Source organism: Azospirillum sp. UENF 312511 (assembly GCF_058780635.1).
This window is the reverse complement of record NZ_JBSNCG010000003.1, coordinates 2474706-2498729: the sequence shown is the minus strand read 5'-3', so window position 1 is coordinate 2498729 and position 24024 is coordinate 2474706. Positions and strand designations below refer to the sequence as shown.

The following is a 24024-nucleotide window of genomic DNA, read 5'->3' as shown; positions in this document are numbered from 1 at the left end:
GCCCGATGCGGGGACGCAGGACGGCGGCGTGGCGCGGCGGCGTGATCGCGGGGTTTCTGCTGGTCGCCGCCCTTCCCACCGCCGCCCAGGCCCAGACCCAGGCCCCGACCTACCGCGAGCATGCGGAGACCTTCAAGGACTGGCGCCTCTACTGCCAGGTCTGGAGCGAGCCGCGCCGCGTCGAATGCGAGCTGCTCTCCCGCCCCGGCAGCGACCGGCGATCGCGCCTCGTCTGGCTGCGCTCCAGCGAGCGCTGGCTGGAGGGGATGCGCTTCCGGCTGGACGAGCAGGCGATGGACCTGTCGAAGATCGTCCGCGTTTGGGTGGACCGGGCGCTGTTCCGTCCCGAATACCCGTGCGAGCGGTTCGAGTGGGAGACCAACACCTGCGCGGTGGTCGATCCGGAGACCAACGCCAAGCTGGTCGAGCGGCTGGCTCCCGGCAAGGAGGTTTCCGCCGTCGGCTCCGCCCCGGCGGGCGGCAAGGCGGAGGTGCGCTTCTCCCTGACCGGCTTCAAGCCGGCGTTGGAGCGCATGGAGGAGATCCGCCGCGAGGCGGGCATACACTGGAAATAGACACGGCGCTCAGGCCGGATCGCCCTCGCTCTCCGGCTTGGCGTATTTTTTCTTGGCGCGGTCCAGCGAGGCGAGAAGCTGCTGGCCGATGGCCCCGCCGTCGCCGTTGATCCGCCCGGCCATCACCGCCTTGATGGCGTCCACATGGGCCTTCAACAGCAGGCGCTCGTTGCCGGTGACGGCGGGGAAGCCGCCCTGCGTCGCCTCGTAGAGCGACTTGGCGATGCGGGTGATCAGCGGATAGCCGAAAATGCCGCCCTGCCCGCGCATCTCGTGGGCGGAGCGGTTGATCTGCGCCATCAGCGCCGGGACCGCGGCGGAGTCCCCGCCCAGCCGATCGACGCGGCGGGCCAACTCGTCGACCTCTCCGGCGATCCAGGTCGCGTAATCGCCCGCCCGGTTTTGGATCTCCGCCTCCGCCGCCGCCAGCACCTCGTCGGGAAGCGTCGGCACAGGGTCCTTCGGCGCGATGCCCATCTTGGCGCCCAGCCGGTTGGGCAGATCGAAATGAATCACCGGAAAGCGGTCGATGCCCGCCGCCTTGGACGCGCTGTGCACCACCAGGATTTCCCTGGATCCGGTCATCCGGCAATCCATCGCCACCGGGCGTTGCGTCCGCCGCCGGTCCGGTCCGAAGTAGCCCTTGGCGAGCACGAAGCGCCGCGGCCGGGCGATGGCCGCCAGCAGGCGGCTGGCGATGATGGCCGCCGAAAAGGGTTTGGCGATGAAGTCGGTGGCGCCCAGGTCGCGCGCCTGCTCCACATAATGGCGGTCGGCGGCGCCGGACAGCATCAGCACGGGCAGGAAGCGGTCCGGCGATTTCGGGCTGCAGCGCAGCCAGCGCAACAGCATCAGTCCGTCCACCTCCGGCATCACCAGATCGGTGATGACGACGTCCACCGGCGCCGTGCCGGGCGGCAGGGCGGCACGGCGCTCCTCCAGGAAGCGGATGGCTTCCGCCCCACCCGGCTCGGCATGCACCGCGCCGACCCCGATGGTGCGCAGGGTCGCGGTCAGCACGTTGCGGATGAAGGCGCTGTCCTCGACCACCAGAACCGAGAGGAGGCCGAGCTTGGGCGCGCCTTTGCCACCCGGATCGTTCATCGACGGAACCACTGCTTTGGAAGTGGATGCAGTCTTCGCACGGGCAACGGCCGCTTGGCGAGACACAACTTAGGAAAGGCTGGGTTGCAACTCCCCGGCGAAGCGTCCTGTCGCCCTGACCGGAGGTGGGGCTTTGCGAAGCGCCGCCGCCCGGCTACCCTGTCGGCCAAAACAGCATTGACCGCAACGAACCGAAAACGCCGGAGGAGACCACAGCGATGCCGCAGCCCGATCACGTCATGGCCCTGCCCGTTCCCGAGACTCCCGACCTCGACCCGGACATGGCCGCGCTCTTCGCCAAGTGCGAGGAGAAGCTGGGCTTCGTCCCCAACGTGCTGCGCGCCTACAGCCTGCGCCCGAAGAAGCTGCGCACCTTCGCCCAGCTCTACAACGAGCTGATGGTCGGCGAGAGCGGCCTGTCCAAGCTGGAGCGCGAGATGATCGCCGTGGTCGTGTCCTCGGCCAACCATTGCTACTACTGCCTCGTCGCCCACGGGCAGGCGGTGCGCAAGCTGTCCGGCGATCCGGAGCTGGGCGAGATGCTCGCCTTCAACTACCGAGCCGCCAAGCTGGAGCCGCGCCAGCGCGCCATGCTCGATTTCGCGTGGAAGCTGACCAAGGAGCCCTGGACCATGGGCGAGCCGGACCGACAGGCGCTGCGCGACGCCGGCTTCGGCGAAGAGGACATCTTTGACATCGCCGACACCGCCGCCTTCTACAACATGTCCAACCGCGTCGCCTCGGCGGTGGACATGATGCCGAACCGCGACTACCACAAGCAGGACCGCTAAACGCCCGACCGCCAAACGCTGGACCGTTGACGCCGCGCAACCACCGGAGCCCCTTCGGATGCTGAGGTTCTTTGTCCGCCTGTTCGCCCTCATCGGCTTCCTCGTGGTGGCCGCCGTGGTCACCGGGGTCGTGCTGGCGGTCCGGCACGAGCCCTCCCTGCCCGAGACCGTGGTGCTGGAGTTGGACCTCCGCGACCCGCTGGCGGAAGGGAGCGTGGACCGGCTGGGCAGCTTCCTCGGCCACGAGACGACCTTCCAGGAGGTGCTCGACGCGCTGGAGCGTGGACGCACCGACCCGCGGGTGAAGGGCGTGCTCGCCCGCTTCGGCGGCGATGGCGCCAGCTTTGCCCAGGTGCAGGAGCTGCGGGCGGCGGTGGAGCGGTTCCGCGCGTCGGGCCGCTTCGCCATCGCCTTCGCCGAATCCTACGGCGACACCGGGGCGGGCAACCGCTCCTACCTGCTGGCCAGCGCCTTCGACGAGGTGTGGATGCAGCCGCTGGGGCTGCTCGGCCTGACCGGCCTGTCCGCCCAGATCCCCTTCGCCCGCGGCGCGCTGGACAAGCTGGACATCCAGCCGCAGGTTCTCCAGCGCGAGGAGTACAAGAGCCTCGCCGACAGCGTCATGCGGACGGACTTCACGCCCGCCCACCGCGAGATGATGGAATCCCTGCTCGGCGACCTGACCAACCAGATCGTCGACGGGGTGGCGGTGAGCCGCCGCCTTCCCCCCGCCGCCGTCAAGGCGGCGATGAACCGCGCGCCCCTGATCGACCGCGAGGCGGTGGACGCCAAGCTGGTCGACCGGCTGGGCTACGCCGACGAGGCGCGGGAGGAGGCACTGCGCCGCGCCGGAGCGGCACCCGGCGCCGACACCATGGAGGCGGCGGATTACCTGGGCATCGCCGGCCCGCCCAACCGCAGCGGCCCGACCATCGCGCTGATCCACGCCACCGGCACCATCACCGGCGGCGACAGCGGCAAACCCGGCCTGGGCGAGGTCACCGCCGGGTCGGAGACGATCGTGGCGGCCGTCGAGGACGCGGTGGACGATCCCGACGTCAAGGCCATCCTCTTCCGCATCGACAGCGGCGGCGGCAGCGTGACCGCGTCCGAGACGATCCGTCGCGCCCTGGTCAAGGCCCGGCAGTCGGGCAAGCCGGTGATCGCCACCATGGGCGGCACGGCGGCGTCCGGCGGCTACTGGATCGCGCTGGCCGCCGACCGCATCGTCGCCTCCCCCGCCACGGTGACCGGCTCCATCGGCGTGGTCGCCGGCAAGATGTCGGTCGCCGGCCTGTCGGAGCGGCTGGGCGTGCATTGGGGCGTCCTCGACACCGCGCCGAACGCCGGCCTGTGGTCGCCCTTCCGCCCCTTCGGCCCTGCCGGGGAAGAGCGGCTGAACGCCATCATCGACAGCAGCTATTCCACCTTCCTGTCCCGCGTCGCGGAGGCGCGGCACCTCACCCCCGAACAGGCGCGGGACGCCGCCAAGGGCCGCGTCTGGACCGGCGCCCAGGCCAAGACTCTCGGGCTGATCGACGAGCTGGGCGGGGTCGCCACCGCGCTGACGCTCGCCAAGCAGGCGGCGAAGCTGGCGCCCGATGCTCCGGTCACCGTGACCGGCTATCCGCGCCCGAAGCCGCTGATCCGGGAAATCCTCGACCTCGCCTCGGGCAAGGGCGATCTGGTGGAAGCCGTGGCGGTGCTGGCCGGGTTGCGCCCGGCGCTGGCCGAGTTGGCGCCGCTGGTGAAGGCGGCCCGCAGCGGTGCGGTGGAAGCGCGCATGCCGCCGCTGGGCCTCGAACGGTAAAACGTTTGGACAAAATTCAGGCCGGCGGGACAACCGCCGGCCTGCAGAAGAGTGGCTGCGTCGCGTTGTGACGGCTGCGTCTCGTCAGAAATGCATCGTCAATGGCGCGTCGCATACCCCGCCGAACAGAGCATCATCAGCGAACCGGCGCTGGTCCGGTTCTCACTTTCCAAGTAACTCTGAAATCCTGGCGAGCAGACCAACCGCGCGATTTCGTCCTTGGAAAAGACCGGCAGGAAGGGATTGTTCGACAGCTCCTCGTAAGCAGCCCTGGCCACTACTCTCAGATTAAGCGGAATCGCCGCGATATATCGGTCGAGAGCACATTCGTCCTCGCGCTCCATCTGGCGCACTCCTTTCCTACGTTTCTCGTGATTAGTGGCTACGGATTAAAGATTGCGCAAAGCGCCAATCGCGTAAAGCGACATAAGCGAACGGGGCAACAGATCCTGCACAGTGTTGTGCCCGTATCACATCATACCTTCTGGGTAAGCTGTGCGCTGGTGGCAAATCCCATCGATTTTTATCTTTCAACCCCGCCATGAAGCGGGGCATCGGGAGAAAGGAACGAGGCACCGCCGCGCCATGAATTCACGCAATCAAGCTCAGGGCATTGAAAAGGAATGGATATGGAAAATCACTGCACATTCGAAAGTCTCGTCTCGACGATCCCTGAAAGCCGAAATCGGCCCTTATCGAATTCGGCTCTGAAAATCCATTAGTCATATGCGCAACGTCGAAGACAGCGCGTGGCGCGCTACGCGCTTGATCTTTAGAAAGCCGGCACGGCGCGCTCCTTCGAAGGACGGATTGCCCGGATTGACTGGCAGGAACGCTTCCTATATAGCCGCTGAACCCTTCGCCGTTTCAAAACCGCCGGCGCGCACGGAAAAGGCAAGGCGCCGCGCAAGGGAGGGTTTGAATGTCACGGTCGGACGGCAAATAATTCAGTAGGCCGTCCTTTACTCCCGCAGACCTGAAGTGCTCCGTGGAACCAGAAGACAACGATCACACCATCGCCGACGCGCCCACGTCACCCGATGAGGGCGCGGACAGGGTTTCCGTCTATGGTCCCTATCCGGAAGGCCGGGATCGGGTCTGCTGCATCGTCGGCATCGGCGCATCCGCCGGCGGGTTGGAGGCGCTCCAGCGCTTTTTCGACAATGTGCCGGGGGAAAGCGACCTCGCCTATGTGGTGGTCCAGCATCTCTCGCCGGTCCACAAGAGTCTGATGGTCGATCTGCTGGCCAAGCACACCGCCATGTCGGTGGTGCAGGCCGCGGACGGCATGGCGGTTGAGCGCAACACCGTTTATCTGCTGCCCCCCGCCAAGCATTTGTCGATCGAGGACGGGCGGCTGATCCTGACCGCCAAGGACGCCGCCGGGGGCATGAGCCTGCCCATCGACATCTTCTTCACCGCTCTCGCCAAGGACCAGGGGCCGCGGGCGCTGGGCGTGGTGCTGTCCGGCACCGGGTCGGACGGAACGCGCGGCCTGCTGGCGATCAAGTCGGCGGGTGGCTTCGCCGCCGCGCAGGACCCCGAATCGGCGCAGTTCGACGGCATGCCGCGCAGCGCGATCGCCACCGGGCAGGTGGACATCGTGAAGACGGCGGACAAGCTGCCGGGCTGCCTGATCGAACACGCCGGCCGGGTGCTGTCCCGCAACCTGCCCGTCCCGGCCAAGCCGCAGGAGCGCGACAACGACCCCCTGGCGCAGATCGTGGCGGCCATCCGTTCGGTCACCGGGGTGGATTTCTCGCACTACAAGCTGGCGACCCTGCTGCGCCGGATCGAGCGGCGGATGCACACCGCCGGCCTCGACTCGATGAGCGACTACGCCGCCCTGCTCCGCCGCAACAGCGCCGAGACGGTCAGCCTCTACAAGGAGATGCTGATCGGCGTCACGCGGTTCTTCCGCGACGAGGGGGCCTTCGCGTCGCTTGCCGACAAGGTGATCCCCACCCTGCTGGCCAAGCGCAGCCCCACCGACATGGTGCGCGTCTGGGTTTGCGGCTGCGCCACGGGCGAGGAGGCCTACTCCATCGCCATCCTCTTCGCCGAGGCGCAGGAACGGATGGGGCGGTCCTTCGACGTCAAGATCTTCGCCACCGACATCGACCAGGACAGCATCGAAATCGCCAGCCTGGGCGAGTACCCGCGCTCCATCGCGGAGGACGTGTCGCACGACCGGCTGACCCGCTACTTCTCCGCCCGCGGCGACCATTATCTGGTGTCGCGCGACATCCGCCGCATGGTGGTCTTCGCCGCCCACAACATCATGCGCGATCCGCCCTTCACCAAGATCGATCTGGTGAGCTGCCGGAACCTGCTGATCTATATGGACTCGCCGCTTCAGCGGAAGGTGCTCAGCCTGTTCCAGTACGCGCTGCGGCAAAGCGGCTTCCTGTTCCTGGGCACCAGCGAGACGCTGGGCGACCTGTCGGCGGAATTCCACGTCCTGGACAGCCGGAACAAGCTGTTCCAGAGCCTGCGCACCGGGACCCACCGGCTGTCGCGGCTGCTCGTCCCCACCGTCGCTTCTCCGGTGCACCGCCACGGCGACGAGACCTTGTCGCAGGCGCAGGAGGAAGGGGCCGCCATCGACGAGGCGATCTCGACCCTGATGCGGGCCTATGTGCCGCCCAGCCTTCTGGTCAACGAGCAGATGAACATCATGCACGTGTTCGGCGAGGCGTCGGCCATCCTGAAGGTGCCGCCGGGCGAGGCCACGCTGAACGCGCTGAAGCTGCTGCCCTCCTCGGTCTCCATGGTGGTGGGGACCGCGCTGACGCGGGCCTTCCGCTCCGGCGAGGAGTTCGCCCTGTCGAACATCCCGGTGAAGGACCGCGAGGGGTTGCCCGCCGTCAGCCTGCGCGTGAAGCCCTTCGTCGCGCGCAAGACCGGCCGGCGCTTTGCGCTGATCGTGCTCGACCCCAGCGCCCCGGCGCTGGCCTTGCCGGACAGCGACTTCGACTTCGACACCGACACCGCGGAGCGCATCCGCGGGCTGGAGCAGGAACTGGTTTCCCGCGGCGAGAATCTCCAGGCCACCATCGAGGAGCTGGAGACCGCCAACGAGGAACTCCAGGCGACCAACGAGGAGCTTCTCGCCTCCAACGAGGAGTTGCAGAGCACCAACGAAGAGCTGCAATCGGTCAATGAGGAGCTGTATTCCGTCAACGCCGAGTATCAGGCGAAGGTGGAGGAGCTGACGGAGGTCACCAACGACCTGGACAACCTGCTGCGCTCGACCGAGATCGGCACGGTCTTCCTGGACAGCGGCATGGTGATCCGGCGCTTCACCCCGGCGGCGGCACGCTTCATCAACATCATCCCGCGCGACGTCGGGCGGTCGATCTCGCATCTGTCGACCAACATCGACTACCCGGATTTCCTCAAGGACATCGAACGGGTGTTCCACGACCACAAGCCGGTGGAACGCCATGTCCCGGTGCGCGGCGACCGCTGGATCCAGACGCGGATCCTCCCGTACCTGACCGAGAAGAACCAGGTGGCCGGTGTGGTCGTCACCTTCGTGGACGTCACCGCCGCCAAGGCCGCGGAGCACCGGCTCCAGACGGTGCTGGACAGCCTGCCCGAGCATGTGGCGGTCATCGATTCCGATGGCGCCATCACCATGGTCAACCACGCCTGGCGCATGTTCGGCGAGAAGAACGGCGCCCCGGCGCTGGACCGCTGCGGGCCGGGAACCAATTATCTTGATGTGTGCAACGCCGAGGAAGGAACCGAAGGCGAAGACATCGCCCGTGCCGTGAACGACGGGCTGCGCCGGATTTTGTCCGGCGACATCGAGCAGTTCACCATCGAATACCCTTGTCACTCCGACAAGGAGGAGCGCTGGTTCATGATGCACGCCTGCCGTCTGGCCGGATTGTCAGGGGGAGCGGTGGTCAGCCACATCGACATCACCAACCGGAAGCGGATGGAACTGCGCGCCAGCGGACGGCGGAACGGCCAGAAAAAATCCGGGCCATCCATTGCCAAGGACCCGGCGACCGGTGGCGCGGCGTGAACGGATTCCGCAACGAACGGCTTCGCAAGCGCGCGGAACAGGCCCTCAATTCGGGCGGCTTCGAAGGGGCGGAGGTCTCGGCGACCACGCTCAAGGAAGTCCTGCACGAGCTGTACGTCCATCAGGCCGAGCTGGAAATCCAGAACGAGGAGCTGCGCACCGCCCAGCAGGCGCTGGAAGCCTCGCGCATCCAGTATCTCCAGCTGTTCCAATCGGTGCCGCTGGCCTGCTTCACCATCAACGCCGCGGGCATCATCTGCGAGGCCAACGTCGCCGCGGAGCGGCAGTTCGGCCTGCCGTTGCGCCGGCTGAAGGGCCGCCCGCTGACCCTGATGGTGGAGTCGCTGGACCATGGGCGCCTGTTCACGGCGCTGGCCCGGCTGCGCGATTCCGGGCAATGGACGCGCCAGGAATACGCCTTCGTCGGCGCCCACAGCGCCATCGACGGGCTGACCGACGCGCGGGTCGTCGAACTGGAACCCGGGCCGGACGGCGTCGACAAGGGCGACGTCCTGCTGACCATCACCGACGTGACGGAGCGCAACGCCTGGGTCAGCGAGCTTCAGGAGGCCCGCGACGAGGCGGAGCGCACCCGTGCCGCCTACCACCACATCCTTCAGGCGGTGGCCGACGGCATCTGCGGTCTGGACGCGCGCGGCGCCGTCACTTTCGTGAACGCCGCAGCCCAGTCGATGACCGGCTTCGGCGCCAGCGAACTGGTCGGCCGTTCCTTCACCGCGCTGATCGGCGGCGACGCCGAGGAGGAAGGCCGGCGCGCCCTGACGCTGTCGCTGGCCGACGGGCTGGTCCGGCAGGTGACCGACGGGCGCCTCCGCCGCCAGGGCACCGACGATTTCGTGGCGGAGCTGACCGTCTCCCCGATCCTCCAGAACGGCGCGATCACCGGGGCGGTGGTGGCCTTCCGCGACGTGACCGCCCGCCGCGCCGCGGAACAGGCGCTGGCGGAGAGCGAGCGGCGGCACCGCACGCTGGTGCAATCGCTGTCCGAAGGGCTGGTGATGCGCTCGACGGACGGCACGGTGATGGTGGCCAACGCCATGGCGGAACGGTTGATGTCCGGGCCGACGGGCGTGCTGCTCGACCCCCTTGCCCGCCCCCTCGAAAGCCGCAAGCCGGGTGATCGGACGGGCCGCGCGGCGAGGCGGCGCTTCATCGGCGCCGACGGCGCCCGGTTGACCGGACTGCCGCCCACCGCCAAGGCGGTGGACAGCGGAAAGCCGGTGGTCGAGCAGATCGTCGGCATCGCCGAGGGCGATGAGGCGGCAGCCCCCACCCGCTGGCTGCGTGTTTCCAGCCATCCGGTGCCGGGCGCCGACGGACGGCCCGAGGCGGTGGTATCGAGCGTCACCGACATCTCCGCCATCAAGTCGATGGAGCGCGACCTGAACGTGGCGCTGGACGCCAAGGAGCGTTTCATGGCGGCGGCCAGCCACGACCTGCGCCAGCCGGCCCAGGCCCTGACCCTGCTGTCCGGCCTGCTGCTGAAGGAGCCGATCCCCGAGGACGCGCGGCGCATCGCGACCCAACTGCGCGACACCGTGGCCTCGCTCGGCGGGCTGCTCGACTGCCTGCTGGACATTTCCAAGCTGGAGGCCGGTCTCGTCACCCCGCACAGCACTCCGGTCGAGGTGGGGACGATCATGGAGCGGCTGCACGGGGAGTTCCGGGCGGTCGCCGCCTCCTCCGGGCTGACGCTGCGCACCGTGCCGGTGCGGCTGGGCGTCTGCACCGACGGCGGCCTGCTGGAACGGGTGCTGCGCAACCTGCTGACCAACGCCATCCGCTACACGCGGCAGGGCCGGATTCTGTTCGGGGCGCGGCGGCACGGTGGCGCCCTGCGGTTCGAAGTGTGGGACACCGGCATCGGCATTCCGGAGAACCAGATCGACCGCATCTTCCAGGACTTCTACCAGATCGGCAACGCCGCCCGCGACCGGCGGGAAGGGCTGGGCATGGGGCTCAGCATCGCGCGGCGCCTCGTCCACATGCTGGGCGGCACCATCGAGGTGACCTCGACGCCGGGCAAGGGCTCCTGTTTCGCCGTTACCCTGCCGTCGGGGACCATTCTCGACGAGCGGCACTGCGGCGATTCACCGGACGACTCCGCCGCGGGCAGTGGCGAGGCGGACGGCGACGCCTCCGTCCTGCTGGTCGAGGACGACGCGGTGATCCGCATGGCTTTGGCCCTGATGCTGGAGGGCTGGGGCTATCGCGTGACCGAGGCCGGTTCGGTGGCGGAAGCGCTGGAGCTGGTGGACGGCGCGCTGGTGCCCGACCTCGTGCTCACCGACTACCGCCTGCCGGACGGCGACACCGGGCTGATGCTGATGGACACGCTGCGCCGACGCTTCGGACCCGACCTGCCGGGGGTGCTGCTGACCGGCGACACCTCCTCCGACCGGCTGCGCGAGGCCGCCGGCGCGCAATGCGCCCTGCTGCACAAGCCCATCCAGCCCGACGACCTGCGCCGCACGGTGCGCGCCAGCCTGGAGCACCGCGACGTGGAGACGGAGGCGACGTAGCAGCTGCCTTTGCCCCCTCCCCAGCCCCCCCGCGTTGCGGGAGAGGGTGCCTTTTGCGAAGCGGCAGCAGTCCCCTCCACCTCGAAGAGGGGGAGGGTTAGGGAGGGGGCAGGCCGCCGCCTTACGGACGCTCCAAATCCGCCTGGGTGGCGCGCTTCAGGTGGTTCAACCGCTCCTCGGCCTCGTTGCGGGCGTAGGGTCCCTCCACATCCATGCCGAAGCTCACATAGAAACCATCGGCCTGGGCGATGTGGGTTCCGACGGGCAGATACTCGTCGGCGGGCTCGTCGTTGCCGATGATCGCGCCGTTCCGGATTTCCACGATGTGCGCCATGACCCGCTCCCCCACCGTCGTTGGTGAACACCAATCGGTGTTCAACGGCGGCGCTCCCGTCCGGGTTCCTTCCGCTCACCGCCGACGCACCAGCCGGTCGAGCCGCAGCCGGTGCCGCCGGTCGCTGAGCCGCCGCACCGTCGCCAGCGACGCCGCCAGCACGCCCAGCCCGGTCGCGCCGGAGATCAGGAACATGATGAGGATCTGGTACTTCACCGCCTCCCCCGGATCGACGCCGGAGAGGATCTGGCCGGTCATCATGCCGGGCAGGGCCACCACCCCCATGGCCGCCATGCTGTTGATCGTCGGCATCAGCGCGGTGCGCAGCGCGTGGCGCAGGATGGGCCGCAGCGCCGTCCAGCGGGTGTGGCCCAGCGCCAGCTGCGCCTCGATGGCCGACCGCTCCCGCGCCGCCGTCGCGGTCAGGGTGTGGAGGGCCAGCCCCACCCCGCTCATTGCGTTGCCCAGCACCATGCCCAGCATCGGAATGGCGTAGCGCGCGTCCCACCACGGATCGGGCCGCACCGCGGTGGATAGGCCAAGCAGCAGGACGATCCCCGCCGCCGTCCCCATTGCCCCGGTGCCGATGCCGTAGGACCACCAGCCGGCCAGCCGCCGCTCCTGCCGGGCCATCGTCTCCTGGCCGGCGAACAGCAGCATGACCAGCGCCGCCCCCAGGGTCAGCCAGGGCGATTCCAGGGCGAACAGCCGGGTCAGCACCAGCCCGACCAGCGACAGTTGGACCACCATCCGCAGCGCCGCCACCAGCAGCGGCCGCGCCAGACCCAGATCCAGCGCCATGGACAGGCCGCCGTTGACCAGCAGGAGCAGCCCAGCCACGGCGAGGTCGGTGTAATGCAGGGACACCAGCATCGCCCTACCCCTCCGTCACCACGCCATCCGCGACGTGCAGATGCCGCCGGGCCAGGCGGACGGCCTGCTCCGGCGCGTGGGTGACGATCAGCACGCCGGCCCCGCGGGCCAGCTCGGCGCGCAGCAAAGCCTCGACCCGCCCCGTCGCCTCGGTGTCCAGCGCTCCGGTCGGCTCGTCGAGCAGAAACACCTCCGGCCTCTGGACCAGCGCGCGGACCAGCGCCAGCCTTTGCCGCTCCCCCGTGGACAGGCGGGCCACCGGCCAGTCCATCACCTCCCCCGGCAGGCCCAGCGCCATGGCGAGCGCCGCAGCGCGGTCCGGCTGGGCGAAGTGGGGGCCCACCCGATCCTCCCACCAGCCCGAACTCGGCGGCGACGTAGGTCACCCGGCGGCGCCAGAGCGGCGCGGGCATGTCCTCCCGAAGATCACCGTTCAGCCGCACCTCCCCGGTCGACGGGTCGAGATCGGCCAGGGCGCGCAACAGCACGGATTTCCCCGATCCGGATTTCCCCTGAACGGAAACGCACTCGCCGGCCTCCACCTGGAAACTGGCGGGCTTCAGCACGGTCGTGGACAGGTTGCGCACGCTCAGCATGGCGGGGTACGGCGACTATTCCGGAAGGTGGAAGGGGAGATTACCAGCCATTCATGGCGGAGTCCTTGCGCGGAACGTCTCGGGGGCTATGGTACGCCCCACCGCTCATTCCGGCCTGAACCGAGACCATGACCGACGCCTCCAACGACCACGCCGTCTTCACCCACCGCGAAATCATGCGGGTGTTCAGCGGGGTGGCGCTCGCCATGCTGATGGCGGCGATGGACCAGACCATCGTCGCGACGGCCCTGCCGACCATGGCCCACGACCTGGGAAGCCTGGAAAACCTGCCCTGGGTGGTCACCGCCTATCTGCTGGCCTCGACCTCGACCACGCCGATCTACGGCAAGCTGAGCGACCTTTACGGGCGCAAGCGGGTGCTCCAGGTGGCGATCTTCCTGTTCCTGATCGGGTCGGTGCTGTGCGCGCTGGCGCAGAGCATGGGTCAGCTCATCCTGTTCCGCGGCATCCAGGGGCTGGGCGGCGGCGGTCTGATGGCGCTGGCCTTCACCATCATCGGCGACGTGGTGGCCCCGCGGGAGCGCGGGCGCTACCAGGGCTACATCGGCGGCATCTTCGCCCTGTCCAGCGTGGCCGGGCCGCTGCTGGGCGGCATCTTCACGGAACGGCTGAGCTGGCACTGGATCTTCCTCATCAACCTGCCCCTGGGGGCGGCGGCGCTGCTGATGACCAGCCGGGCGCTCGACCGCCTGCCGGCGGGACGGGCGAAGCCGACCATCGATTATCTCGGGGCGGCGCTGCTGATGGGCACGGTGACCTCCCTGCTGTTCGTGGTGTCGCGCGCCGGGGTCGCCCTGCCCTGGACCTCCCCGACGATCCTCGGCCTGTGCGTCCTGGGCCTCATGATGCTCGGGGTCTTCCTGTGGCACGAGCGGCGGGTGAATGAGCCGATCCTGCCGCTGCACCTGTTCCGCGAGCCGGTTGTGGCCGTCGCCAACCCGGTGGTGGCGGTGTCGGCCATGGTGCTGTTCGCCGGCATCGTCTATCTGCCGCTGCGCTCGCAACTCGTCGCCGGGACCAGCGCCACCACGTCGGGCTTCCTGCTGCTGCCGATGGTGCTGGGCATGGTGCTGGGCGCCGGGGGCGGCGGTCGGCTGATTTCCAAATCCGGCCGCTACAAGGTCTTCCCGCTGGCCGGACTGGCGCTGGCGGCGGTGATGTATCTGGCGCTCGGCCTGTCGCCGACGGTGTCGGAAAGCGGACTGTGGTCCACGCTGATCCTGGTGCCGCTGGGCATCGGGCTGGGGCTGGTCATGCCGGTGATGACGGTCGCCGTTCAGAACGCGGTGGACCGGCGCGACCTGGGTGCGGCCACGGCCTCGGTGGGCTTCTTCCGCTCGCTCGGCGGGTCGGTCGGGGTGGCGGTGTTCGGCGCGGTCTTCGCCGCCGACGTCGAGTCCCGGCTGAACGCCGCCGGCCTGCCCGGCATCAGCGGGCGCGAGGTGATGGAACGCGGCCCGTCCGCCCTGGCCAATCTGGCCCCCGCCGCCCGCTCCACCGCCCAGTCGGTGTTCGAGCACGGCTTCTCCACCCTGTTCCTGCTGGCCGCCGGGCTGGCCGTGGTGTCCTTCGTGCTGACCCTGTTCCTGAAGGAGCTTCCGCTGCGCTCCGCCGCCGACGCCGCCAAGGCCGGGGCGGAGATCGCCTGAGAGTGGGAGTCAGGCGCTACGCCTTGTCCTCGCTGGGGAAGTGCCGCCCCTCGCCTAGCTTGTCCTCGATGTAGAGCATGTTGACCAGCACCAGCATCACCACCGCGAAGGGCGTCGCCAGGAACATGCCCATCAGCCCGAACAGCACGCCCCCCGCCGCGATGGCCGCGATGGTGATGACCGGGGGCAGGTCCACCACCTTCTTCTGCATCAGCGGCATGACGACGTTGCCTTCGACCTGCTGGATCGCCAAGTAGAGCAGCGCCACCCACAGCGCCTCCTGCGGTGATTGGGCGAACGCGATGAGGATCGCCGGGACCGCCGCCAGGAAGGGGCCGATCAGCGGAACGAATTCCAGGAGCGCCGCCAGCAGGCCCAGAGCCGGAGCGCTCGGAATGCCCAGCAGCAGCAGGCCCACGGTGGTCAGCACGCCGACGATGGCCATGGCCGAAAGCTGCCCGATCAGCCACTTCCACAGCGAGTTCCCCATCACGTCCATCACCTCCCGCGCCCGCTCATGGCCGCGCGGCGGCACCAGCAGGATGACGCCGCGCTGGTAGACGCCGGGCGAAGCGGCGAGGTAGATGGCCGTGAACATCACCACCACCAGATCGCCCAGAAAGAACATCACGCTGGACGCGACCGTCTGCAGCCGATTCAGCCAGGAGGAGGCGTCCTGCCCCTGCTTCATGATCTGGTCGCGCAGCGAGCCGGGAAGCTGCTGAACGGCCCCGCTGATCTGCTGGGAGAGCTGGTCGAACTGGCTCACCACCGACTGGCCCATCAGGACGCCGCCGCCGATCAGAAGCACCGCCAGAAGCAGCAGCACGACGCCGAGCGACCACCCCTGCGGCAGTCCGGTGAAGCGCCGCACCAGCCCGGCGATGCGCTGGAACAGGATCGCCAGAAGCACGCCGGCGAAGACCAGCAGCAGCGCGTCGGCCACCTGCCAAGCCAGGAACAGCGTCCCCACCACGCCGGCGGCGATCAGCATCTTCCAGGTGAACAGCTTGAGTTCGGTTGCGGTGTTCCGCCCGGCGGTCGCCGGCTCCCCAGCTTGCGCAGAGGCATGAAGGGGAACCTGTCTGGTCGCGTCCATCGTTTCTTCCCGCCGTGTTGCCACCGGCATGCCGGTCCGATGGACAAACGCCGCCCGCAGGAAACTGTTGCACCGTCAGCCCGCTAGCACCTTCGTGCTAATACGCTTATCCGAATGCGCGCGGACGGTTGGCGCCCCATATAATGTCTGACGCCAAGGAGTCATTCTCGCTGATGTCACCTCAAAAGCCCGCCGGAAACGGCGGGCTCTTTTCTTGTGGGGATGTCTGTTATGGAGAGCGTCAGCCGGCGTCCGGCGGGAAGACGATGCCGACCTTCAGGCCGGGTTCGTTGTCCTCCAGCCGCAGCGACGCGTCGTGCAGCCGCGCCACCGCCTCCACGAGGCTGAGGCCCAGCCCGTTTCCCGGCGAGGCCCGCGCAGCGTCCAGCCGGACGAAGCGCTCCAGCACCTTCTCGCGCATGTCGGCGGGAATGCCGGGCCCGTTGTCCGCCACGGTGACACGGGCGGCCTGCCCGGGCCCGACTCCCTCCAGCAGCAGAGTGATGCGCCCGCCCTCCGGCGTGTATTTGATGGCGTTGTCCAGCAGGTTCGACACCGCCTGGGCCAACAGCTGCTCGTTCCCGCGCACGGTCGGCTCGGCCCGGATGTCGGTGACCAGGGTCAGGCCCTTCTCCTCCGCCACCGGCTCGTAGAGGTCGGCGGCCAGCCGGACCACGTCGGCCAGCCGCACCGGCTCCAGTCCCTTGCGGTTGGCGCCGGACTCGGCCTCGGCGATGGACAGCAGCGCGGTGAAGGTGGCGAGCAGCCGGTCGGCCTCCAGGATCGTGTCCTGCAGCACGCCGCGGTAGACCTCCGGGTCGTCGGTCTCGCGGATCAGGGCCAGCTCGACGCGGGCGCGCAGGCGCGACAGCGGCGTGCGCAGGTCGTGCGCCACGCTCTCGGTCACCTGCCGCATGCCGGTCATCAGCCGCTCGATCTGGTCCAGCATGGCGTTCAGGTTGCCGGCCAGCCGGTCGATCTCGTCGCCGCCACCGCCGCGCGGCACCCGGCCCGACAGGTCGCCGGCCATGATGCGGTGGGTGGTGCGGTTGATCGCCTCGATCCGGTGCATGGCGCCGCGCGCCAGCAGCAGGCCGCCGCCCAGCCCCAGCACCACCGTCACCAGGAAGACCCAGCGCAGCGACACGACCATGCGCCCGCGGAGCTGGTCCAGCTCGCTCATGTCGCGGCCCACCAGCAGGCGGAACTGGCCGGGCAGGACGAAGCTGACCGCCATCGCGGTGGAGGGCCGGTTGTTCACCCCGCCATAGTCGGAAATCTTGAAATGCGTCCAGCCGCCCGGTCCCGCCGTGGCGTCGGGCCAGCCCGACAGGTTGCCGGCCAGGATGACGCCGCCCGGCGTGGTCAGCAGGTAGATGGAATTGGTGTGCGAATAGCCGCTGCGCTCACGCACGGAATCGACCAGCCCGCGCAGGCCGGCGCTGCGGTACTGGTCCTGAAGCCCGGCGACCTCCAGCGCGATGGTGGCGCCGATCTCCTCCTCCAGGAAGCCCGCGGTGGAGCGGTAGACGACGGCCAGGATCACCCCGACCGAGATGACGAACAGGCCCAGATACAGCAGGGCCAGCCGGAACGGCGTCGTGCGCAGAAGCCGCAGGGTGGGAATCGCCGCCTTCACGCTTCCCGGCCCGCCATCCTCATTGCGGCGCCCGCAGGCTGTAGCCGGCGCCGCGCACCGTGTGGATCAGCGGCGTGGGGAAATCCTTGTCGATCTTCTGCCGCAGGCGTGCGATGTGCACGTCGATGACGTTGGTCTGCGGGTCGAAGTGATAGTCCCACACATTCTCCAGCATCATGGTGCGGGTCACCACGCTGCCGGCGTTGCGCATCAGATACTCCAGCAGGGCGAATTCCCGCGGCAGCAGGTCGATGGATTTGCCGGCCCGCCGGACGGTGCGCGACAGCAGGTCCAGCTCCAAGTCGGCGACCGCCAGGCGGGTCTGCGGCTGGGCGGCGCTGCGGCGGCGCACCAGCACCTCGATCCGGGCAAGCAGCTCGGAGAAGGCGAAGGGCTTGGTCAGGTAGTCGTCGCCGCCGGCCTTCAGCCCCTTCACCCGGTCGTCGACGCTGCCCAGCGCGGAGAGGAACAGCACCGGCGTGTCGTTGCCGGTCGCGCGCAGGATCTCGACCAGCGACAGCCCGTCGCGGCCCGGCAGCATGCGGTCGACGATCATGACGTCGTAATGCTCGGAGCCGGCCAGGAACAGCCCCTCCTTGCCGTCGTTGGCGGCGTCCACGACATGCCCGGCCTCCTTCAGCCCCTTGGCCAGATAGGAGGCGGCCTGCTGGTCGTCTTCGATGACGAGGACTTTCATGAGCATGAGTCTACCGCATCCTTCCGCGAGTCCAAAGGTGAATGCCCCCGCCCCTCCGGGGAGGGGAAAGGGCCAAACGACACGAAGGGGGAGGACGTCCGCGCGGCGGGGGTTCGCACCGCGGACATCCTCCACCCCATCACACCGGAGACGGGAGGATCGCCGGTGTTACCCTGCGTCACGCCTTGACGAGCTTCAGCGGGACGAAACTCTCGTTGCCGCCGCGGTTGACCAGCAGCAGGACCGCCTTGCGGCCATCCTTCTCGGCCTCGTGCAGGCTCTTGGTCACCTCCGCGGGGGAGGTCACGCTGTGGTCGCCGACCTTGACGATCACGTCGCCCGGACGGACGGGCAGATCACCGGCCTGAGGCGACACCGAGGTGACGACCACACCCTTGACGCCCTCGCCCAGGCCGAGGCGGCTGCGTGTGGCGCCGTCCAGCGGGGCCAGCTTCAGCCCGTTGACGGTTTCCACCGCGCTCTCGGCGGCGGGGCCGGCACCCTCGGCGGCGGCCATGCGCTGTTCGGCGGGCAGCGGCGCGATGTGGGCGGTCAGGGTCGTTTCCTTGCCCTTGCGGACCACGGTCATGTCCACCGTGTCGCCGGCCTTGGTGTCGGCCACCCGGCGGGTCAGATCGCGCAGCGTGTTCACCGGCTTGCCGCCATAGGCCAGGATCACGTCGCCCTGGCGCACGCCGGCCTTGGCGGCGGGGCTGTCCGGAGTCACCTCGGCGACCAGGGCGCCCTTGGTTTGGGACAGGCCGACCAACTCGGCGATCTCCGGCGAGATTTCCTGGATCTTCACGCCCAGCCAGCCGCGCTCGACATGGCCGTTCTCCTTGAGCTGGGCGACGACCTGCTTGGCGATGTTCGACGGGATGGCGAAGCCGATGCCGACCGAGCCGCCGTTGGGCGAATAGATCGCGGTGTTGATGCCGATCACCCGGCCGTCCAGGGTGAAGGTCGGGCCGCCCGAGTTGCCGCGGTTGATGGCGGCGTCGAGCTGCAGGTAGTCGTCGTAGGGGCCGCTGTGGATGTCGCGCCCGCGGGCCGAGATGATGCCCTTGGTCACCGTGCCGCCCAGCCCGAAGGGGTTGCCGACGGCCATCACCCAGTCGCCGACGCGGGCGGCGTCGCTGTCGCCCCAGTCCAACGCGGGCAGCGCCTTGTCGGACTTGACCTTCAGCAGGGCGATGTCGGTCTTGGCGTCGCGCCCGACCAGCGTGGCGGGCAGCTCCGTGCCGTCCTGGAGCGTGACCTTGATCTCGTCGGCGCCGTCGATGACGTGGTTGTTGGTCACCACATAGCCGGTCGCGTCGATGATGAAGCCGGAGCCAAGCGAGCCGACCTTGCCGCGCGGCTGGCCCTCGGAGGGACCCTCGGACTGGTCGTCGCCGCCGGGGCCGCCGGGGCCGCCGTTTTGGCCGAACTGGTCCTGGAACTGGCGGAAGAACTCTTCGAAGGGCGACCCCGGCGGGAAGCCGGGCATGCGCGGGTTGCCGCGCTCGGCCTTGGCCTGCTGGGTGGTGGAGACGTTCACCACGGCGGGCGACACCCTGGCCGCCAGATCGGCGAAGCTGCCCGGTGCGTTTTGGGACAGCGCGTTTTGCGTCAGGGCGCTTTCGGCGGCCGCGGCGGTGGACTGGTTGGCGATCAGGAACGGACCGGTCAGCACCGTGGTGCCGAGGAGGACGGCGGCGATGGTACGCCGCACCCGGCCCGACCGCGGGGCGCGTCCGGCGTTGGCGGGGGTGGACATCGGTTGCTCTCCGTGACTGGCATGCGTTGTTCGTTGCCCTGAAAGTAGCGGGCGCCGAGTCACGGGGGGCTTGCAGGCGGATTAAAAGTTTTTCAGGGAGGGAATATTAAGTCACGTCTCGATTACAGCGCCGATCCGGCCGTGCGCAGGCGGATGGTTGCGGCTTGCTGGCGGACGCGGTCGAGGTGGGGATTGATGGCCAGGGCGGCGTCGAAGGCGCGCAGCGCCCCCGCCGGCTGGTCGATGGCGAGGTAGACGAGGCCCAGCCCGGCCAGCGCCCCGAAATGCCGCGGCTCCAGCGCCAGCACCCGGCGGATGTCGCGCACCGCGGCGTCGTAATCCCCCAGCATGTATTCGGCGTTGGCCCGCTTGTTCCAGCCCTCGGCGTAGGTCGGGTCGGCAGCGACCACCTGATCGAAGGCGGCCAGCGCCTCGCCGTAGCGGTCGGCGTTCAGGCTCTGCACGCCGTGGTGCATCAGCACGATCAGGTCGTCGTTGGGATGCTCCAGCCAGACGTCCCAGATGCGGTCCTCGACCGCCTCCGCCGCGACCGCGTCGCCGGCGGTCTGCAGGTCCTGGAACAAGCCGCCGAGTCGCGTGTCCTCCTGCCCTGCCCAAGCCCGCGAACCGGGGCTGGAAGCGCCGAGGAGCAGAAGGGCCAGGAAGGCCACGGGCAAGAAGATTCGCTGGGTCATTCCCAAAAATTGGGATGCGTCACTTGCCAGCAACACTGACCCGAAAGCGGTATCGCCGCAAGAAGAATCCCTCATCCCGCCGGGGTGGTCCCGGCAAAGTTCCCGCCGGACAAAGAAAAAGGGCCGGCGAATCGCTTCGCCGGCCCCTTCCCCTGAAAGCAGCAGCCCGTTATCAGGCGGCCTTGCTGCGGCCCGCCACGATCTCGTCGGTGACGTTGCGCGGCACCGGCTCGTAGTGGCTGAACTCCATCGAGTAGGACGCGCGGCCCGAGGTCATGCCACGGAGCTGGCCGATGTAGCCGAACATCTCGTTCAGCGGCACGTGGGCCTCGACGGCGATGTTGCTGCCACGCTCGAGCTGGCCCAGCACCGTGCCGCGGCGGCGGTTCACGTCGCCGATGACGTCGCCCAGGTAATCGTCCGGGGTGACGACCTCGACCTTCATGACCGGCTCGAGCAGGATCGGGCCGGCCTGCTTGAGGGCTTCACGGAAGCAGGCCTTGGCGGCGATTTCGAACGTCAGGGCGTTCGAGTCGACGTCGTGGTACTTGCCGTCCACCAAGCGGGCGCGGAAGTCCACAGTCGGATAGGAGGCGAGCACGCCCTCTTCCTTCTGCATTTCCAAGCCCTTGGCGACCGACGGGACGTATTCGCGCGGCACCGTGCCACCGACCGTCTCGTCCTTGAACACGAAGCCCTCGCCACGCTCCAGCGGCTCGAAGACGATCTTGACTTCGGCGAACTGGCCCGAACCGCCGGTCTGCTTCTTGTGGGTGTAAGTGTACTCGACCGGCTTGGTGATCGTCTCGCGGTAGGCGACCTGGGGCTTGCCCATGTTGCCTTCCACGCCGAACTCCGTGCGCAGACGGTCCAGCGTCACTTCCAGGTGCAGCTCGCCCATGCCGCGCAGGATGGTCTGACCGGTTTCACGGTCGGTCTCCAGACGCAGCGACGGGTCCGCGCGGACCATCTTGCCGAGCGCGATGGAGAACTTCTCCTGCTCGCCCTTGGTCTTCGGCTCGACCGAGACGCTGATGACGGGGTCGGGGAAGCGCATGCGCTCCAGGATCACCGGGTGGGCGGCGTCGCAGAGCGTGTCACCGGTGTCCGTCTCCTGCAGGGAGACGAGCGCGATGATGTCGCCGGCGCGGGCTTCCTCGATCGGGTTGGCCTGGGCGGCGAACATCTCGACCATGCGGCCGATCTTCTCGCGCTTGCCGCGGGTGGTGTTCAGGACCGACATGCCCTTGGTCAGCACGCCCGAGTAGACGCGCACGAAGGTCAGCGAGCCGTAGGTGTCGTTCAGCACCTTGAAGGCCAGCGCCGCGAAGGGCGCGTCGTCGGAGCTGAGACGCTCGCCGTTCGGGTTGCCGTCCTCGTCCACCGTCTTGATGGCCTCGACGTCGGTCGGGGCCGGCAGCAGGTCGACGACCGCGTCCAGAACCTGGCAGACGCCCTTGTTCTTGTAGGACGAACCGCAGAGAACCGGGGTGAAGGTGCTGGTGATGGTGCCCTTGCGCAGGCAGGTGCGCAGCACGTCGGCCGACGGCTCCTCACCCGACTCCAGGTAGGCTTCCATCGCCGCGTCGTCCATCTCGAGCGCGGTGTCGACCAGCTCGGCGCGCAGGGCCGGGATGCTGGCGATGTTGTCCAGGTCTTCCTTGACGGTCAGGTTGAGCTTGCTCGCCAGATCGTCAGTGATGTCCCAGATTTCCCACTTGGCGTCCTTGTCGTCCGAGAACCAGACGTACGCCTTCATCTCGATCAGGTCGACCATGCCGCGGAAGTTGTCTTCCGAGCCCAGCGGAACCTGGATGCAGACCGGGCGGGCGTTCAGGCGGCTCTTGATCATGCCGACGCAACGCTGGAAGTTCGCACCCGAACGATCCATCTTGTTGACGTAGCAGATGCGCGGGACGTTGTAGTTGTCCGCGAGGCGCCAGTTGGTCTCGGACTGCGGCTCCACGCCGGCCACGCCGTCGAACACGACGACCGCGCCGTCGAGCACGCGAAGCGAGCGGTTCACCTCGATGGTGAAGTCCACGTGGCCCGGGGTGTCGATGACGTTGATCTTCTTACCGCGCCAGAAGGTCGAGACGGCAGCCGACTGAATCGTGATGCCGCGCTTCTGCTCCTGCTCCATGTAGTCGGTCGTCGTCGAGGACTTCAGGTCCTTCGTCTCGTGCACGTCGATAATCGTGTGCTTACGACCGGTGTAGTACAGGATGCGCTCGGTGGTCGTCGTCTTGCCGGCATCGACGTGGGCGATGATGCCGATGTTCCGGATGTCAGAAAGAGGCGTTTGGCGCGGCATGTTGCGAATCCATTACTGTAACGCAGCTATCGAAGCGCAACGACGGTCGTCCGCTCCGGCGGCAGAGGTTGGTCGGGGTTTTACGGATGATCTGTTAAGGCGTGATTAACGTTCTGTAAATCCGGAAGGTCAAGCCTTCCGGATTTTTTCGAAGCACGCGGCCCTTACAGTCTGGTGGGCCACGCCGGCAAACCCCAACCGAGGGAGCCGGGTCGCCCCGTCACGCAGCTTATTTGGCCGCCGTCACCTGAATTTCAACGAGATACTCCGGCGCGGCGAGCTTCGCTTCCACGGTGGCGCGGGCGGGCGGGTTGGCCGTATCGACCCAGGCTTCCCACGCCTTGTTCATCGCGCCGAAGGTGGACATGTCCGTCAGATAGATGGTGGCGGACAGCAGCTTGCTCTTGTCGGAGCCGCCCTCGGCCAGCAGGGCGTCGATCTGGCCCAGGATCTGGCGGGTCTGCGTCTCCACGTCCGGAGTCGGATCGTTGGCCACCTGGCCGGCCAGATAGACCGTGTCCTTGTGGATGACCATCTGGCTCATGCGCGGTCCGGAATGGAAGCGCTGGATCGACATCGGTACGGCTCCGGTTACGGGGTCTTGAACGCGCGTACGTCTATGCGATTCACGTCCAACGGCCTAGCAAAAAATGAGGCGCCACCGCTCAAAGCTGCCCCGCGCCCGTGCATCACCGCAAAGAAGGCGTATTTCCCTCCACGGCGGCCACGAAAGCGGCGCTCGGCACGGCGATGTTGCGGGGATTGGGGCCGCTGACCGCGGCCACCGCGATGCCGGCCACCGCCCAGCCCTCCCCCGCCCCGCCCGCGCCCCCATCCACGCTGGGCGTGCGCACCAGCAGCGCCGCACCGCTCACCCCGCGCGTGCCGTCGCAATCATGGACCAGCAGCGGCCCGCGGTCGGTGTCGTTGATGCCGCGCGCCGCGCAGGCGGTGTCGGCGGTGACGAGGTGCGCCCGGTCCTGGCTGTAGCCGCCCAGCATCAGCGGCGTGCCGGCGTCCGGCGGGACTCGGGCGAGCGGCAGCGGCGGCATCCCCTCCGGCGCGTCGCCGTCCAGCGTCAGCACCGCCCAGTCACCGACCAGCCCGTCGAGACGCCGCTCCTTGTCGTAGGGACCGCCGGTCTCCAGAGCGGCGACGGCGCGGTGCTGCCGGTACTCCCCGCGCTCATAGCCGAACAGGACGTGCAGCGAGGAGGCCGGCAGGAAGCGCTGCGCCCGGTTGAGCAGGCAATGGGCGGCGGTGACCACCCGGCGCGGCGCCACCAGCACGCCGGTGCAGCGGGCGCCGAGATTGCTCTGCACCTTGACGAGGCTGTTCCACGGCGCGTGCGTCGCGTCCACCACCACCCGCCGGTCCTTCGCGCCGATCCCCGGCAGTAGTGGGTTCTGCGCCGCTGCCGGCAGCGCGGCCACGAAAAGCGGCGCCGCGACCAGGAATCCGCTCAGAATGGCCATCAAGCGTTCTTGAT

The 24024-nt window shown here is 68.5% G+C and carries 19 protein-coding genes and 1 pseudogene; 6 read left to right on the top strand and 14 right to left on the bottom strand.

From position 1 onward, the window contains the following. Positions 1-5 precede the first annotated feature (5 nt). Positions 6-575 carry an invasion associated locus B family protein gene (locus ACWPN7_RS23235; protein WP_459196455.1) on the top strand — a complete coding sequence of 190 codons (570 nt, stop codon included), beginning with the start codon at positions 6-8 and terminating at the stop codon, positions 573-575. Positions 576-584: 9 nt separating this feature from the next. Here ACWPN7_RS23235 and ACWPN7_RS23230 read toward each other — a convergent pair whose 3' ends face one another. Next, positions 585-1679, bottom strand: a complete 1095-nt coding sequence (locus ACWPN7_RS23230) for a response regulator (RefSeq protein WP_459196454.1) — start codon at positions 1677-1679, stop codon at positions 585-587. Positions 1680-1897: 218 nt separating this feature from the next. Between ACWPN7_RS23230 and ACWPN7_RS23225 the strand changes: the two genes are divergently transcribed. Next, complete coding sequence (locus tag ACWPN7_RS23225) at positions 1898-2470, top strand: peroxidase-related enzyme (protein WP_014240886.1); 573 nt, start codon at positions 1898-1900, stop codon at positions 2468-2470. Positions 2471-2528: 58 nt separating this feature from the next. Further along, positions 2529-4280, top strand: coding sequence for a signal peptide peptidase SppA (gene sppA, locus ACWPN7_RS23220; RefSeq protein WP_459196453.1), 1752 nt, complete (start codon positions 2529-2531; stop codon positions 4278-4280). 98 nt (positions 4281-4378) lie between these two features. Here the strand turns inward: sppA and ACWPN7_RS23215 are convergent, their stop codons facing one another. Further along, on the bottom strand, positions 4379-4624 hold the full coding sequence (locus ACWPN7_RS23215) for a hypothetical protein (protein WP_038527021.1): 246 nt from the start codon (positions 4622-4624) through the stop codon (positions 4379-4381). A 644-nt stretch (positions 4625-5268) separates the two neighbouring features. On the opposite strand from ACWPN7_RS23215, the gene ACWPN7_RS23210 reads away from it, so the two are divergent. Beyond that, complete coding sequence (locus ACWPN7_RS23210; RefSeq protein WP_459196452.1) at positions 5269-8316, top strand: chemotaxis protein CheB; 3048 nt, start codon at positions 5269-5271, stop codon at positions 8314-8316. Continuing rightward, positions 8313-10859 (top strand): PAS domain-containing sensor histidine kinase, encoded by a 2547-nt coding sequence (locus ACWPN7_RS23205; RefSeq protein ID WP_459196451.1) that lies wholly within the window; start codon positions 8313-8315, stop codon positions 10857-10859. Before ACWPN7_RS23210 ends, ACWPN7_RS23205 begins: the two co-directional genes overlap by 4 nt. Positions 10860-10980: 121 nt before the next feature. Here the strand turns inward: ACWPN7_RS23205 and ACWPN7_RS23200 are convergent, their stop codons facing one another. The 4 genes and pseudogenes from ACWPN7_RS23200 to ACWPN7_RS23185 form a co-directional block, all read right to left on the bottom strand. Then, positions 10981-11193 carry a hypothetical protein gene (locus ACWPN7_RS23200; protein WP_103039994.1) on the bottom strand — a complete coding sequence of 71 codons (213 nt, stop codon included), beginning with the start codon at positions 11191-11193 and terminating at the stop codon, positions 10981-10983. A 75-nt stretch (positions 11194-11268) separates the two neighbouring features. After that, the gene (locus ACWPN7_RS23195; RefSeq protein WP_149648529.1) at positions 11269-12066 is read right to left on the bottom strand and encodes an ABC transporter permease; all 798 of its coding nucleotides are present in this window, start codon (positions 12064-12066) and stop codon (positions 11269-11271) included. Positions 12067-12070: 4 nt separating this feature from the next. After that, positions 12071-12409, bottom strand: coding sequence for an ATP-binding cassette domain-containing protein (locus tag ACWPN7_RS23190; RefSeq protein ID WP_492273456.1), 339 nt, complete (start codon positions 12407-12409; stop codon positions 12071-12073). A 76-nt stretch (positions 12410-12485) separates the two neighbouring features. Next, positions 12486-12662: pseudogene (locus ACWPN7_RS23185) on the bottom strand (ATP-binding cassette domain-containing protein); the annotation flags it as partial. 128 nt (positions 12663-12790) lie between these two features. On the opposite strand from ACWPN7_RS23185, the gene ACWPN7_RS23180 reads away from it, so the two are divergent. Beyond that, positions 12791-14332, top strand: a complete 1542-nt coding sequence (locus ACWPN7_RS23180) for an MDR family MFS transporter (protein ID WP_038527004.1) — start codon at positions 12791-12793, stop codon at positions 14330-14332. 16 nt (positions 14333-14348) lie between these two features. Here the strand turns inward: ACWPN7_RS23180 and ACWPN7_RS23175 are convergent, their stop codons facing one another. From ACWPN7_RS23175 to ACWPN7_RS23140, 8 genes are all read right to left on the bottom strand, one after another. Next, positions 14349-15431 carry an AI-2E family transporter gene (locus ACWPN7_RS23175; RefSeq protein WP_492273455.1) on the bottom strand — a complete coding sequence of 361 codons (1083 nt, stop codon included), beginning with the start codon at positions 15429-15431 and terminating at the stop codon, positions 14349-14351. A 241-nt stretch (positions 15432-15672) separates the two neighbouring features. After that, positions 15673-17070, bottom strand: coding sequence for a sensor histidine kinase (locus ACWPN7_RS23170; RefSeq protein WP_459196450.1), 1398 nt, complete (start codon positions 17068-17070; stop codon positions 15673-15675). 19 nt (positions 17071-17089) lie between these two features. After that, positions 17090-17767, bottom strand: a complete 678-nt coding sequence (locus tag ACWPN7_RS23165) for a winged helix-turn-helix domain-containing protein (RefSeq protein ID WP_035674886.1) — start codon at positions 17765-17767, stop codon at positions 17090-17092. 178 nt (positions 17768-17945) lie between these two features. Continuing rightward, positions 17946-19526, bottom strand: coding sequence for a DegQ family serine endoprotease (locus ACWPN7_RS23160; RefSeq protein ID WP_492273454.1), 1581 nt, complete (start codon positions 19524-19526; stop codon positions 17946-17948). Between the two features lie 122 nt (positions 19527-19648). Next, a complete protein-coding gene (locus tag ACWPN7_RS23155) occupies positions 19649-20221 on the bottom strand; it encodes a tetratricopeptide repeat protein (protein ID WP_137114796.1) in 573 nt (190 codons plus the stop codon). A gap of 172 nt (positions 20222-20393) precedes the next feature. After that, the gene (gene fusA / locus ACWPN7_RS23150) at positions 20394-22535 is read right to left on the bottom strand and encodes an elongation factor G (RefSeq protein ID WP_038526994.1); all 2142 of its coding nucleotides are present in this window, start codon (positions 22533-22535) and stop codon (positions 20394-20396) included. Between the two features lie 229 nt (positions 22536-22764). Next, positions 22765-23112 (bottom strand): RidA family protein, encoded by a 348-nt coding sequence (locus ACWPN7_RS23145; RefSeq protein ID WP_014240903.1) that lies wholly within the window; start codon positions 23110-23112, stop codon positions 22765-22767. A 112-nt stretch (positions 23113-23224) separates the two neighbouring features. Continuing rightward, positions 23225-24010 carry a trypsin-like serine peptidase gene (locus ACWPN7_RS23140; protein WP_456521552.1) on the bottom strand — a complete coding sequence of 262 codons (786 nt, stop codon included), beginning with the start codon at positions 24008-24010 and terminating at the stop codon, positions 23225-23227. Positions 24011-24024: the final 14 nt, after the last annotated feature.